Source organism: Salmonella sp. NW38, from assembly GCF_051807745.1.
GTDB classification, from domain to species: domain Bacteria; phylum Pseudomonadota; class Gammaproteobacteria; order Enterobacterales; family Enterobacteriaceae; genus Salmonella; species Salmonella enterica.
The window spans coordinates 1-14,282 of the sequence record NZ_JAMMTO010000001.1; the positions used below are offsets into that span (position 1 = coordinate 1).

The following is a 14,282-nucleotide window of genomic DNA, read 5'->3' on the forward strand; positions in this document are numbered from 1 at the left end:
GCCGGAGGAATATCGGCAACACAATCATTTGGCCGGGATCTCAAAAAATGCCTGGAACTAAAACGGGTCTATTTACAATAATATACTCGCCGAATAGTAATTTTGTTAATGTAATTATATACTACAGTGTGGATATTAATACAATTCTTTTGTTGTTAATTATTATTTATGAAATTAATTGAAAGTGAATAAGTTAGAGGTGTTTGTTGGCCTTAAAATTACATTTGTTGAGGGGGCTTATATGATATGTTTTTATTGTATTGTCGCATTTTTCTTAAGCTGAATCCGGATTTTGGGGAGGTGGCTAAATGTAAATGACGTGGTTTAAGATAAATCTATTTTTAATAAGCTATCTGTTCAAATTTTCGCGATCGCTTTTGTTGGTATCACTATTCAAGCAGTTTGCCTGCATCGGCTTCACCCTCACTTCGGCATCAGGGAAAATCTGGTGCACCTGCTTCGTCAGTTCGGCCAGAATGATCTCGCTGGCCCCTTCGAGTCCTTCAACATTACGCTTGTCATAAACCAGTTCTACGAACATACGTGTTTCGCTAATAACTGTTTGTATATACAGTATTTTTGCTTTGGCGGTTTTGTCTGTCAAGGCATGAACCACTTGTTTTTAAATTTTGGGGAACATACTGCGGGCGTGTTTGTTATCGATTTTCCCTGCAGGGCTGATGGGGTCTGGCGTTGACTAAAATTATGTGTGGGGCATGGATGGGGCAAAAGTGGTCTGTGAAGTTCGTTAAAGTTCGTTAATCAAGCTTCATCTCGATCTCGCTCATCCCTTGTTTAAAGCGCTCCTGGACGATCTTTATCGATTTTAAAAACTATGAGTACATATTATAAAAATGTAGCAAAGAGGCCGTTTGTGCCTGAAAAGATGAACATTCTGCGTAGCGCGATTTGCGCAACAGGAATAGACTGGAGTCGACACTCTACACAAAGATGCGAAAGGTTTTTTATGACACAACAGCCACAAGCCAAATACCGCCATGACTATCGCGCGCCGGATTACCAGATTACTGATATTGACTTGACCTTTGACCTCGATGCCGAAAAAACCGTGGTCACCGCAATAAGCCAGGCTGTTCGTCATGGCGCGCCTGATGCGCCTCTTCGCCTTGATGGGGAAGATTTAACGCTGGTATCTATCCACGTCAACGATGCGCCGTGGACAGCATATAAGGAAGAAGAGGGCGCGCTTATCATCCGCGACCTGCCAGAGCGTTTTACGTTACGCATTGTCAACGAGGTAAGTCCGGCGGCGAATACGGCGCTGGAAGGATTGTACCAGTCCGGCGATGCGCTCTGTACCCAGTGTGAAGCGGAGGGCTTCCGCCATATTACCTGGTATCTTGACCGCCCGGACGTACTGGCGCGATTTACCACCAAAATTATTGCCGATAAAAGCAAATATCCCTTCCTGCTCTCCAATGGCAACCGTGTTGCGCAGGGCGAACTGGAGAATGGCCGTCACTGGGTTCAGTGGCAAGATCCGTTCCCGAAACCGTGTTATCTGTTTGCGCTGGTGGCCGGTGATTTTGACGTGCTGCGCGATACCTTTACCACCCGCTCCGGGCGTGAAGTCGCGTTAGAACTGTACGTTGACCGTGGCAATCTGGATCGCGCGCCGTGGGCAATGACCTCGCTGAAAAATTCCATGAAATGGGATGAAACGCGTTTTGGGCTCGAATATGACCTCGACATCTATATGATTGTCGCGGTGGATTTCTTTAATATGGGCGCGATGGAGAATAAAGGTCTCAATATCTTTAACTCCAAATACGTGCTGGCGCGAACCGATACCGCGACGGATAAAGATTATCTCGATATTGAGCGCGTGATAGGTCATGAGTATTTCCACAACTGGACCGGCAACCGCGTCACCTGCCGCGACTGGTTCCAGTTGAGCCTGAAAGAGGGGCTAACCGTGTTCCGCGATCAGGAGTTTAGCTCTGATTTGGGGTCACGCGCGGTGAACCGCATCAGTAACGTGCGTACCATGCGCGGTTTACAATTCGCGGAAGACGCCAGCCCGATGGCGCATCCTATCCGCCCGGATAAAGTAATCGAAATGAATAACTTCTACACCCTCACCGTTTATGAAAAGGGTGCGGAAGTCATTCGCATGATCCACACGTTGCTGGGTGAGGAAAATTTCCAGAAGGGGATGCAGCTTTATTTTGAGCGCCATGACGGCAGCGCCGCGACGTGTGATGACTTCGTACAGGCGATGGAAGATGCTTCTAATGTCGATTTGTCCCATTTCCGCCGCTGGTACAGTCAGTCCGGCACGCCGATTGTAACGGTAAAAGATGATTATAATCCGGAAACCGAGCAGTACACGTTGACCATCAGCCAGCGTACTCCGGCGACGGCGGATCAGGCGGAGAAGCAGCCGCTGCATATTCCATTCGCCATTGAACTGTACGATAACGAAGGCAACGTCATTCCGTTGCAAAAAGGCGGTCACCCGGTCAATGCCGTGCTGAACGTCACGCAGGCGGAGCAGACATTTACCTTCGATAATGTCTACTTCCAGCCTGTTCCGGCCTTGCTGTGCGAGTTTTCAGCGCCGGTGAAACTGGAATATAAATGGAGCGATCAGCAGTTGACGTTCCTGATGCGCCATGCGCGCAATGATTTCTCCCGTTGGGATGCGGCGCAAAGCCTGCTGGCCACATACATTAAACTGAATGTGGCGCGTCATCAGCAGGGGCAACCGCTATCGCTTCCGGTGCATGTCGCTGATGCGTTCCGTGCAGTACTGTTGGATGAGAAAATCGATCCGGCGTTGGCCGCAGAAATTTTAACGCTGCCTTCGGCCAATGAAATTGCGGAGCTGTTTGAGGTCATTGACCCGATCGCCATTGCGCAAGTTCGTGAAGCGCTAACGCGTACGCTGGCGGCAGAACTGGCGGATGAGTTCCTGGCTATCTATAACGCCAATCATCTGGATGAGTATCGTGTTGATCACGGCGATATCGGTAAGCGCACGCTGCGCAATGCTTGCCTGCGCTTCCTGGCGTTTGGTGAGACGGAGCTGGCTAATACGCTGGTCAGCAAACAGTATCGCGACGCCAATAATATGACCGATGCGCTGGCGGCCCTGTCTGCTGCGGTGGCGGCGCAGTTGCCGTGCCGCGATATGCTGATGCAGGAGTATGACGATAAGTGGCATCAGGACGGCCTGGTGATGGATAAATGGTTTATCCTGCAATCCACAAGCCCGGCGGAAAATGTACTGGAAACCGTACGCAGCCTGCTCAAACACCGTTCTTTCAGTATGAGCAACCCGAACCGCATCCGTTCATTAATTGGCGCATTTGCTGGCAGCAACCCGGCGGCGTTCCATGCGCAAGACGGTAGCGGATACCAGTTCCTGGTCGAGATGCTGACCGATCTGAATAGCCGTAACCCGCAGGTAGCATCTCGCCTCATTGAACCGCTGATTCGTCTGAAACGTTATGATGATAAGCGTCAGGAGAAAATGCGCGCGGCGCTGGAGCAGTTAAAAGGACTGGAGAATCTTTCCGGCGATCTGTACGAGAAGATAACTAAAGCGTTAGCCTGACAGTATCTGCTATAAAGAGGTAAGACATGCCCGGTAAGCGTTAGCGCTGCCGGGCATTTTTTTGCCGGACGATGACGCTCGCTGGCGAAACGTGAAGTGAGAATGAAGGAAAACGATTGCTATTTATTGCCGTAGGTCAATTCCCTTTTGCTTTATTATCGCCCATAATACGCCCCCGGTTTGCACACCGGGAATCCAGGAGAGTTCATGTACTATCCCTTCGTTCGTAAAGCCCTTTTCCAGCTCGATCCAGAGCGCGCTCATGAATTTACATTTCAACAATTACGCCGCATTACAGGTACGCCGCTGGAAGCGCTGGTGCGCCAGAAAGTACCGACAAAGCCGGTTACCTGCATGGGACTTACCTTTAAAAATCCACTGGGGCTGGCTGCCGGTCTGGATAAAGACGGGGAGTGCATCGACGCGTTAGGCGCGATGGGGTTTGGCTCCCTGGAAATCGGCACCGTGACGCCGCGCCCACAGCCGGGTAACGATAAGCCGCGTCTTTTTCGTCTGGTGGATGCTGAAGGTCTGATCAATCGGATGGGCTTTAATAATCTGGGCGTCGATAACCTGGTCGAGAATGTTAAAAAAGCCCATTTTGATGGTATTCTGGGAATTAACATCGGTAAAAATAAAGATACGCCTGTCGAAAATGGCAAAGATGACTACCTGATTTGTATGGAAAAAGTCTATGCTTATGCGGGTTATATCGCCATTAATATTTCTTCGCCGAATACGCCAGGGCTACGTACGCTCCAGTATGGCGATGCGCTGGACGATCTGTTAACTGCCATTAAAAATAAGCAAAACGATCTTCAGGCGATCCACCATAAATATGTGCCGGTGGCAGTAAAGATCGCGCCGGATCTTTGTGAAGAAGAATTGATCCAGGTTGCCGATAGCCTGCTTCGTCATAATATTGATGGGGTGATTGCGACAAATACCACCCTCGATCGTTCTCTGGTACAAGGAATGAAAAATTGCCAGCAAACGGGGGGATTAAGTGGCCGGCCATTACAATTAAAAAGCACAGAAATTATTCGCCGTTTATCCCAGGAGTTAAAAGGACAATTGCCTATTATCGGCGTCGGCGGCATTGACTCAGTTATCGCCGCGCGCGAGAAGATAGCGGCAGGAGCTACGCTGGTACAAATTTATTCCGGCTTTATTTTTAAAGGCCCGCCATTGATTAAAGAAATCGTAACGCACATCTAAACTTTACCCTTTATCAGACAACCAGGGCTTTATTTCCGGCGCTGGTTGTTTTATATTTCTCCACTGTTGCTTATTTAGACATTTTAGGCTTTTATTATTGGGGTAATAAACGAAGCGGCGAAAGGACAATGCTGTTACGAGTTGCTTAAAAGCGGGAGAGAGGTAATGCGAATTAAACCTGACGATAACTGGCGCTGGTATTATGATGAAGAGCACGATCGTATGATGCTCGATCTCGCCAATGGTATGCTTTTTCGCTCGCGCTTCTCTCGTAAAATGCTTACGCCGGACGCGTTTTGCCCGACCGGTTTTTGTGTGGATGATGCCGCGCTCTATTTTTCCTTTGAAGAAAAATGCCGGGATTTCGAATTAACTAAAGAGCAACGCGCGGAGCTGGTGTTGAATGCGCTGGTGGCGATTCGCTATCTCAAACCGCAGATGCCAAAAAGCTGGCATTTTGTGGCGCATGGCGAAATGTGGACCCCGGGAACGGGCGATGCCGCAAGCGTCTGGTTAAGCGATACGGCGGAACAGGTTAATTTGCTGGTCGTTGAGCCGGGAGAAAATGCCGCGTTGTGTCTGCTGGCCCAGCCGGGCGTGGTGATAGCAGGCCGAACCATGCAGCTTGGCGATGCGATTAAAATTATGAACGACAGGCTGAAACCGCAGGTTCACTGTCACAGTTTCAGCCTTGAACAAGCGGTTTAATTTTCCAGTCGTAACGCGGTCTTAGGCACGCAGCTACAGCTCAGAATCGTACCATCGTCACCCATAGCCGATTTTTTCAGCGGACTTACTTCGCCTTCCAGCAAACGTATCCGGCAGCAACCACAGATACCTGCCCGGCAAGAATACGGAATACGAATTCCCTGATTCTCCAACTGTTCCAGTAGTACCTGTTGATTATTCCCACAGAAGGTTTGCCCCTGCCAGTCGATGGTTACACTCGCGTCCGGGTGTTTATCTGGCGTAACGCTGTCGTCGACCGTTGTGGCGCCATAAGCTTTTGCCGGGGCTGTCGCCAGAATCTCCACTTCATCGCCGACGCGAATGACGCCGCTATTGCGGGCAATCAGATTCTGACCGAAATCCACATCGCCATTGTCCTGGGCGGTACGAAAAGCTTGCAGTGTCGCCAGCGGTTCTCCGGAAGGATGTTTTTGCCCCTTTTCAGGGCTGACGGTCGTAAAAATACAGCGGCTACAGGGTTTCACGACGTCAAAAATCACATCGCCAATGCGAAGCACTTTCCAGCTATCTTCCTCCCAGGCCGCTACGCCGGAAACCACTAAGTTTGGGCGGAATTGTTCCATTTGTACGCCTGCCGGACAACGCTGTTGCAGATCGCGCAGCGAGGCTTCGTTGGTTAATAAATACGGGTAGCCATCGGCAAATCCCAGCGGCACCGCGTTATGCCGTTTAACCCGGCGCGTCAACTGCGGCCCAACCCAGCGCAACTGGACATCGCGGGAGAAAAAGCCGCTCAACCATTGATTAATCGCCGTCGGGGCGACGCGAGCGGTAAAATGGTTTCCCCAGACCTCGGTCGGCGCATCCTGCGGGGTGAAATCCGTAAAGCGAACCAGCGCGCTACTGCCGTCTGGCGCGGTCAAATGAAGGCCGTCGTGTAAGGGGGAGGGGGTAAAACGTACCATTTGTGGAAACTGGCGGGCGGTGATAAATGTGCCGTCAGGCTCGGTTATCATGAAGATGCGATCAAAAGCCAGGCCGCTGATATCTGCCAGCGCATGAGTCAGACCAATGCCGCGCATGGATTTGACCGGATGAATAAAGAGCCGTGATAACGTCGCCACCGTACAGTCCCTCAAATGAAAATAAGCCTTCAACTTTATGACATGGGCGTGAGATTAGCTATAATGCGCAACAATTTTCTTAGCGTAAAAGTGACAATATGAATTCTCTGTTTGCCAGTACGGCCCGCGGGCTGGAAGAGCTGTTAAAAACTGAACTGGAAAAACTGGGCGCCGTAGGGTGTCAGGTTGTTCAGGGTGGGGTCCATTTTCAGGGCGACACGCGGCTTATTTACCAGAGCCTGATGTGGAGCCGCCTGGCCTCGCGTATTATCCTGCCGATGGGTGAGTGCAAGGTCTACAGCGATCTCGATCTTTACCTCGGCGTTCAGGCGATAAACTGGACAGAGATTTTTAATCCTGGCGCGACGTTTGCGGTGCATTTCAGCGGCCTGAACGACACCATCCGTAATAGCCAGTATGGCGCGATGAAAGTTAAAGACGCGATTGTCGATGCGTTTACGCGGAAAAATCTTCCGCGTCCAAATGTGGACCGCGAATCGCCGGACCTCCGTATTAATGTCTGGCTGAATAAAGAAACTGCCAGCATTGCGCTGGATCTCAGTGGTGATGGCCTGCACCTGCGCGGTTATCGCGATCGCACCGGGCTGGCGCCAATTAAAGAGACGCTGGCGGCAGCGATTGTTATGCGTTCCGGCTGGCAACCAGGTACGCCGCTGCTCGACCCTATGTGTGGTTCGGGGACACTATTGATTGAGGCCGCGATGTGGGCGACCGATCGCGCGCCGGGCCTGCACCGTGGTCACTGGGGATTTAGCGGCTGGGCGCAGCATGACGAGGCTATCTGGCAGGAAGTGAAAGCCGAAGCGCAGACCCGGGCGCGTAAGGGACTGGCGGAGTATTCCTCTCATTTCTACGGTTCCGACAGCGATGCGCGCGTCATTGAGCGGGCGCGCAGCAACGCCCGTCGCGCCGGTATCGGCGAGCTTATCACCTTTGAAGTGAAAGATGTGGCGCAACTGAGTAATCCATTGCCGAAAGGCCCGTATGGTACGGTGATCAGTAACCCGCCTTACGGCGAACGTCTGGACAGCGAACCGGCGCTGATTGCGTTGCACAGCCTGCTGGGCCGTACCATGAAAAATCAGTTTGGCGGCTGGAACCTGTCGCTGTTCAGCGCTTCGCCCGATTTGCTGGGCAGCCTGCAATTACGTGCCGACAAACAGTTTAAAGCCAAGAATGGCCCGCTGGACTGCGTGCAGAAAAACTATCATATTGCGGAAACCACGGCGGACAGTAAACCGGCGACGGTGGCGGAAGATTACGCTAATCGCCTGCGTAAAAATCTTAAAAAGCTGGAGAAATGGGCGCGCCAGGAAGGGATTGAATGCTATCGCTTGTATGATGCCGACCTGCCGGAATATAACGTGGCGGTAGACCGTTACGGCGACTGGGCAGTGATTCAGGAATATGCGCCGCCGAAAACGGTGGATGCGCAAAAAGCGCGGCAACGTCTGTTCGATATTATTGCGGCAACCTTGTCAGTGCTCGGTATTCCGCCGAATAAACTGGTGTTAAAAACCCGTGAACGACAAAAAGGAAAAAACCAGTATCAGAAAATGAGCGAGAAGGGCGAGTTCCTTGAGGTCAGCGAATATAATGCGCGCTTATGGGTAAATCTGACGGATTATCTCGACACCGGTCTGTTCCTCGATCACCGTATTGCCCGCAGAATGCTGGGAGAAATGAGCAAAGGCAAAGATTTCCTGAATCTCTTTTCTTATACCGGCAGCGCCAGCGTACATGCGGGGCTGGGCGGCGCGCGCAGCACCACAACGGTGGATATGTCCCGCACCTATCTGGAGTGGGCCGAACGTAATTTGCGTCTGAACGGACTGAGTGGCCGCGCGCATCGCCTGATTCAGGCCGACTGCCTGGGCTGGCTGCGCGAGGCGAATGAACAGTTCGATTTGATCTTTATCGATCCGCCAACGTTCTCTAACTCAAAACGTATGGAAGAGTCGTTTGATGTTCAGCGCGATCATGTTGCGTTAATGAAAGATTTAAAACGCCTGCTGCGTAAAGGCGGCACCATCATGTTCTCAAATAATAAGCGCGGATTCCGTATGGATCTGGAAGGGCTGGCTGAGCTGGGGCTTACCGCACAAGAAATTACGCAAAAAACGCTTTCCCCGGATTTTGCCCGTAACCGTCAGATTCATAACTGTTGGCTGATCCGCGCCGCCTGAAAGGAAAAGTAAATGTCATTAATCAGTATGCATGGCGCATGGCTGTCGTTCAGCGACGCGCCGCTTCTCGATAACGCAGAGTTGCATATCGAAGATAACGAACGCGTCTGTCTGGTGGGGCGTAACGGCGCCGGGAAATCCACCTTGATGAAGATCCTCAACCGCGAACAGGGTCTGGACGATGGGCGTATTATTTATGAGCAGGATCTGATCGTCGCGCGTCTGCAACAGGACCCGCCCCGTAATATTGCGGGCAGCGTCTATGACTTTGTCGCCGAAGGTATCGAAGAACAAGCGGAATACCTCAAGCGCTATCATGAGATTTCCCGTCTGGTGATGACCGATCCCAGCGAGAAAAACCTCAATGAAATGGCGCGCGTACAGGAACAGCTCGATCATCATAATCTGTGGCAGCTGGAAAACCGTATTAATGAAGTGCTGGCGCAGCTTGGACTCGATCCTAACGCCGCGCTGTCGTCGCTCTCCGGCGGCTGGCTGCGTAAAGCCGCGCTGGGTCGGGCGCTGGTCAGCAATCCGCGCGTATTGTTACTGGATGAACCGACTAACCATCTGGATATCGAAACTATCGACTGGCTGGAAGGGTTTCTGAAAACCTTTAACGGAACGATTATTTTTATCTCTCACGATCGTTCGTTTATTCGCAATATGGCGACCCGCATTGTCGATCTCGATCGTGGCAAACTTGTCACCTATCCGGGAAATTACGATCAATACCTGCTGGAGAAAGAAGAAGCGCTGCGCGTAGAAGAATTACAAAACGCGGAATTTGATCGCAAACTGGCGCAGGAAGAAGTCTGGATTCGCCAGGGTATCAAGGCGCGCCGCACCCGTAATGAAGGGCGCGTGCGGGCGTTAAAAGCGATGCGTCGTGAACGCAGCGAGCGCCGGGAAGTGATGGGCACGGCGAAGATGCAGGTCGAAGAGGCGACGCGCTCCGGTAAAATCGTTTTTGAGATGGAGAATGTCGATTACCAGGTAGAAGGAAAACAACTGGTAAAAGATTTCTCCGCTCAGGTGCAGCGCGGCGACAAGATTGCGTTAATTGGCCCGAACGGCTGCGGTAAAACCACGCTACTGAAACTGATGCTGGGACAGCTTCAGGCTGACAGCGGGCGCATCCACGTAGGAACGAAGCTGGAAGTCGCCTACTTCGATCAGCATCGCGCCGAACTGGATCCGGAAAAAACCGTGATGGATAACCTTGCGGAAGGCAAGCAAGAGGTGATGGTAAACGGTAAGCCGCGCCATGTACTGGGCTATTTGCAGGACTTCCTGTTTCATCCCAAACGGGCGATGACGCCCGTTCGCGCGCTTTCTGGCGGCGAACGTAACCGTCTGCTGCTGGCGCGACTGTTCCTCAAGCCGAGCAATCTTTTAATTCTCGATGAACCAACGAACGATCTTGACGTCGAAACGCTGGAACTATTAGAAGAATTAATTGATGGCTATCAGGGCACGGTACTACTGGTCAGCCACGATCGGCAATTTGTCGATAATACAGTGACGGAATGCTGGATTTTCGAGGGCGGCGGCAAAATCGGACGTTATATCGGCGGCTACCATGATGCGCGTGCGCAGCAAGAGCAGCATCTGGCGACGAAACAGCCGATGGCGAAAAAAAATGAGGAAGTTATTGCCCCTAAAGCAGAAATTGTAAAACGTGGCAGTAGCAAACTAAGCTATAAACTGCAGCGCGAGCTGGAGCAGTTACCCGGTCAGCTTGAAGACCTGGAAGCGAAGCTGGAAGCGCTACAGGCGCAGGTTGCGGATGCGGCCTTTTTTAGCCAACCCCATGAGCAAACGCAGAAAGTTCTGGCCGATTTAAGTCAGGCGGAGCAAGAACTTGAGCAAGCCTTCGAACGTTGGGAGTATCTTGAAGGCCTGAAAAACGGGGCATAACGAAAGGAGCGCCTATGTGTGAACATCACCATGCTGCGAAGCACATATTGTGCTCGCAATGCGACATGCTGGTGGCTTTACCCCGCCTCTCGCATGGGCAAAAAGCAGCATGTCCACGATGCGGCGCAACGTTAACGACCGAGTGGGACGCGCCCCGGCAGCGTCCTACCGCCTATGCGTTAGCGGCACTATTTATGTTGCTGCTTTCTAACCTTTTTCCCTTCGTGAATATGAATGTCGCGGGCGTCACCAGCGAAGTCACGCTTCTGGAAATCCCCGGCGTCATGTTTTCTGAAGATTACGCCAGCCTCGGCACGTTCTTTTTATTATTTGTCCAACTGGTGCCGGCATTTTGCCTGGTGACCATTCTATTACTTGTCAACCGCGCCAATCTGCCGTTGTCGGTAAAAAAAACGCTGGCAAGGATCTTTTTCCTCCTCAAATCGTGGGGAATGGCGGAAATATTTCTCGCCGGGGTGTTGGTCAGTTTTGTTAAGCTGATGGCCTACGGCGATATCGGCATCGGCAGCAGTTTTATTCCCTGGTGCTTATTTTGTCTCGTTCAACTGCGGGCGTTCCAGTGTGTCGATCGCCGCTGGCTGTGGGATGATATCGCCCCGCAGCCTGCACTGGCGCAGCCGTTAACGCCGGGGATTACCGGTATCCGGCAGTCTTTGCGTTCTTGCGCCTGCTGCACGGCGATCCTGCCTGCGGAGAGTCTCGTCTGTCCGCGTTGCCATACGAAAGGCTATGTCCGGCGTAAAAACAGTTTGCAGTGGACGCTGGCGTTATTATTTACCTCGATCATGCTTTATCTGCCCGCCAATATTTTGCCGATTATGATTACCGACTTACTGGGCTCTAAAATGCCGTCGACCATTCTGGCTGGCGTGATTTTGCTGTGGAGCGAGGGGTCTTATCCGGTGGCGGCGGTTATCTTTCTCGCCAGTATTATGGTGCCGACGCTAAAAATGATCGCCATTGCCTGGCTTTGTTGGGATGCGAAAGGCCACGGTAAACGCGACAGTGAACGGATGCATTTTATTTATGAAGTAGTGGAGTTTGTGGGACGCTGGTCAATGATTGATGTCTTTGTCATTGCTGTACTCTCTGCGCTGGTGCGCATGGGAGGGTTAATGAATATTTATCCTGCGATGGGTGCGTTGATGTTTGCTTTAGTCGTCATAATGACAATGTTTTCTGCGATGACCTTTGATCCGCGTCTGTCGTGGGATCGTGAATACGAACCAGGCCATGAGGAGTCCTGATAGCATGGAACCTAAAAAAGGGGAAGCCAAAGTACAAAAGGTGAAAAATTGGTCGCCTGTCTGGATATTCCCGATTGTTACTGCGCTTATCGGAGCCTGGATTCTGTTTTATCACTACAGCCACCAGGGACCGGAAGTTACCTTAATTACCACCAATGCGGAAGGTATTGAAGGCGGAAAAACGACGATCAAAAGTCGCAGCGTGGATGTCGGCGTGGTTGAAAGCGCGACGCTGACTGACGATCTGACCCATGTACAAATCAAAGCGCGGCTTCATTCCGGCATGGAAAAGTTGCTGCATAAAGACTCGGTATTTTGGGTCGTAAAACCGCAGGTGGGGCGTGAAGGCATCAGCGGGCTTGGGACGCTGCTATCAGGCGCGTATATTGAACTACAACCAGGAAGTAAGGGCAGTCAGCCGGAAAGCTATCAGCTTCTTGATTCACCGCCGTTGGCGCCGCCCGATGCCAAAGGCATTCGTGTGATTCTGGACAGCAAAAAGGCCGGTCAGCTCAGTCCCGGCGATCCCGTTCTGTTCCGGGGCTATCGGGTAGGATCCGTTGAAACCAGCTCTTTCGATCCGCAAAAACGGACAATGAGTTATCAGTTGTTCATTAAGGCGCCAAACGATCGATTGGTTACCAGTAATGTCCGATTCTGGAAAGATAGCGGTATCGCTGTGGATCTGACATCGGCGGGAATGCGCGTGGAAATGGGATCGTTGACGACATTGTTTGGCGGCGGCGTGAGTTTTGATGTGCCGGAAGGACTTGAGCAGGGGCAACCTGTCGCCGAAAAAACGGCGTTTAATCTCTACGACGATCAAAAAAGTATTCAGGATTCGCTGTACACCGATCATATCGATTACCTGATGTTCTTTAAAGATTCGGTGCGCGGATTACAACCTGGCGCGCCGCTGGAGTTCCGCGGTATTCGTCTGGGGACGGTAAGCAAAGTGCCTTTCTTTGCGTCTAAAATGCGCCAGGTATTTAACGATGATTACCGTATTCCTGTGCTGGTGCGCATTGAACCGGAGCGTCTGAAAGCGCAACTGGGAGAAAATGCGGATGTTGCCGCGCATTTGGCGGAGCTGCTTAAGCGCGGTCTGCGTGCATCGCTTAAAACCGGTAACCTGGTGACCGGAGCGCTGTATGTCGATCTGGACTTTTATCCTAAGGAACCGCCGATTACCGGGCTACGCGAATTTGATGGTTATGAAATTATTCCCACCGTCAGCAGCGGCCTGGCGCAAATTCAACAGCGACTGGTGGAAACGTTGGATAAGATCAACAACCTGCCGCTGAATCCGATGATTGAACAAGCGACCAATACGCTGTCTGAAAGCCAGCGTACTATGCGTCGGCTGCAAACCACGCTGGATAATATGAACAAGATTACCTCCAGTCAGTCGATGCAGCAGCTTCCGGCGGATATGCAAACGACGTTACGCGAACTTAACCGCAGTATGCAAGGCTTCCAGCCTGGATCGGCGGCGTATAACAAAATGGTGGCGGATATGCAGCGTCTCGATCAGGTGCTTCGTGAGTTACAACCGGTGTTGAAAACTCTGAACGAGAAGAGCAACGCGCTGGTATTTGAAGCGAAGGATAAAAAAGATCCTGAGCCTAAGAGGGCGAAACAATGAAAAAATGGCTAGTCGTGATAATGGCGTTCTGGCTGGCGTCATGTAGCTCCGGCGGAGAGAATAAAAGCTATTATCAGCTCCCGATAGCGCAAAGCGGTGTGCAAAGCACCGCAAGCCAGGGCAACCGTCTCTTATGGGTAGAGCAGGTTTCCGTACCTGACTATCTGGCAGGTAACGGCGTGGTGTATCAAACCAGTGATGTCCAGTATGTGATTGCCAATAACAATCTGTGGGCCAGCCCGCTGGACCAGCAATTACGTAACACGCTGGTGGCGAATCTTAGCGCCCGGCTTCCTGGCTGGGTCGTCGCTTCCCAGCCGTTGGGAACCACCCAGGATACGTTGAACGTTACCGTAACCGGATTCCATGGACGTTACGATGGTAAGGTTATCGTCAGCGGGGAGTGGCTATTAAACCACAACGGACAACTGATTAAGCGGCCTTTCCATATCGAAGCCAGCCAGCAGAAAGATGGCTATGATGAGATGGTCAAAGTACTGGCAAGCGCATGGAGTCAGGAAGCAGCCGCTATCGCAGATGAGATAAAGCGCCTTCCCTGAGATAAAAGTAATGTAAATTTAACCGCTTCAGGTCGTGCGCCTGAGGCGGTTTTTTTATTTTTGACGCCGG

Annotated in this window: 10 protein-coding genes; 8 read left to right on the forward strand and 2 right to left on the reverse strand. The window is 51.6% G+C overall.

Annotated features, from left to right (window positions below):
* Window positions 1–349: 349 nt before the first annotated feature.
* Window positions 350–541: a DinI-like family protein gene (locus NA624_RS00005; protein WP_000497441.1), complete on the reverse strand. Its 192-nt coding sequence runs from the start codon at window positions 539–541 to the stop codon at window positions 350–352.
* Between the two features lie 426 nt (window positions 542–967).
* Here NA624_RS00005 and pepN point away from each other — a divergent pair, with 426 nt between their 5' ends.
* From pepN to zapC, 3 genes are all read left to right on the forward strand, one after another.
* Entirely contained in the window at window positions 968–3,580 is a 2,613-nt protein-coding gene (gene pepN, locus NA624_RS00010) for an aminopeptidase N (protein ID WP_000193768.1), read from the forward strand.
* Window positions 3,581–3,787: 207 nt separating this feature from the next.
* Window positions 3,788–4,798 (forward strand): quinone-dependent dihydroorotate dehydrogenase, encoded by a 1,011-nt coding sequence (gene pyrD / locus NA624_RS00015; protein ID WP_000291723.1) that lies wholly within the window; start codon window positions 3,788–3,790, stop codon window positions 4,796–4,798.
* Window positions 4,799–4,963: 165 nt separating this feature from the next.
* Complete coding sequence (zapC, locus tag NA624_RS00020; RefSeq protein WP_001220671.1) at window positions 4,964–5,506, forward strand: cell division protein ZapC; 543 nt, start codon at window positions 4,964–4,966, stop codon at window positions 5,504–5,506.
* On the opposite strand, the gene NA624_RS00025 is transcribed toward zapC, so the two are convergent.
* Window positions 5,503–6,612, reverse strand: coding sequence for a YcbX family protein (locus NA624_RS00025; protein ID WP_000224062.1), 1,110 nt, complete (start codon window positions 6,610–6,612; stop codon window positions 5,503–5,505). The two genes, zapC and NA624_RS00025, sit on opposite strands and share 4 nt — an antisense overlap.
* Window positions 6,613–6,710: 98 nt before the next feature.
* On the opposite strand from NA624_RS00025, the gene rlmKL reads away from it, so the two are divergent.
* From rlmKL to pqiC, 5 genes are read left to right on the forward strand one after another with little or no spacing between them, the layout of a single operon-like run.
* Window positions 6,711–8,819: a bifunctional 23S rRNA (guanine(2069)-N(7))-methyltransferase RlmK/23S rRNA (guanine(2445)-N(2))-methyltransferase RlmL gene (rlmKL, locus tag NA624_RS00030; protein ID WP_001086481.1), complete on the forward strand. Its 2,109-nt coding sequence runs from the start codon at window positions 6,711–6,713 to the stop codon at window positions 8,817–8,819.
* A 12-nt stretch (window positions 8,820–8,831) separates the two neighbouring features.
* Window positions 8,832–10,739, forward strand: a complete 1,908-nt coding sequence (locus tag NA624_RS00035; RefSeq protein WP_000053044.1) for an ABC transporter ATP-binding protein — start codon at window positions 8,832–8,834, stop codon at window positions 10,737–10,739.
* 14 nt (window positions 10,740–10,753) lie between these two features.
* Complete coding sequence (gene pqiA, locus NA624_RS00040; RefSeq protein WP_000333193.1) at window positions 10,754–12,007, forward strand: membrane integrity-associated transporter subunit PqiA; 1,254 nt, start codon at window positions 10,754–10,756, stop codon at window positions 12,005–12,007.
* Between the two features lie 4 nt (window positions 12,008–12,011).
* Entirely contained in the window at window positions 12,012–13,652 is a 1,641-nt protein-coding gene (gene pqiB, locus NA624_RS00045; RefSeq protein WP_000433412.1) for an intermembrane transport protein PqiB, read from the forward strand.
* Window positions 13,649–14,212, forward strand: coding sequence for a membrane integrity-associated transporter subunit PqiC (pqiC, locus tag NA624_RS00050; protein ID WP_000759136.1), 564 nt, complete (start codon window positions 13,649–13,651; stop codon window positions 14,210–14,212). Before pqiB ends, pqiC begins: the two co-directional genes overlap by 4 nt.
* Window positions 14,213–14,282: the final 70 nt, after the last annotated feature.

Bases quoted from the DNA above. Each gene is read 5' to 3' on its own strand.
- NA624_RS00005 (WP_000497441.1), bottom strand. From the start codon at position 541: ATGTTCGTAGAACTGGTTTATGACAAGCGTAATGTTGAAGGACTCGAA.
- pepN (WP_000193768.1), top strand. From the start codon at position 968: ATGACACAACAGCCACAAGCCAAATACCGCCATGACTATCGCGCGCCG.
- pyrD (WP_000291723.1), top strand. From the start codon at position 3,788: ATGTACTATCCCTTCGTTCGTAAAGCCCTTTTCCAGCTCGATCCAGAG.
- zapC (WP_001220671.1), top strand. From the start codon at position 4,964: ATGCGAATTAAACCTGACGATAACTGGCGCTGGTATTATGATGAAGAG.
- rlmKL (WP_001086481.1), top strand. From the start codon at position 6,711: ATGAATTCTCTGTTTGCCAGTACGGCCCGCGGGCTGGAAGAGCTGTTA.
- NA624_RS00035 (WP_000053044.1), top strand. From the start codon at position 8,832: ATGTCATTAATCAGTATGCATGGCGCATGGCTGTCGTTCAGCGACGCG.
- pqiA (WP_000333193.1), top strand. From the start codon at position 10,754: ATGTGTGAACATCACCATGCTGCGAAGCACATATTGTGCTCGCAATGC.
- pqiB (WP_000433412.1), top strand. From the start codon at position 12,012: ATGGAACCTAAAAAAGGGGAAGCCAAAGTACAAAAGGTGAAAAATTGG.
- pqiC (WP_000759136.1), top strand. From the start codon at position 13,649: ATGAAAAAATGGCTAGTCGTGATAATGGCGTTCTGGCTGGCGTCATGT.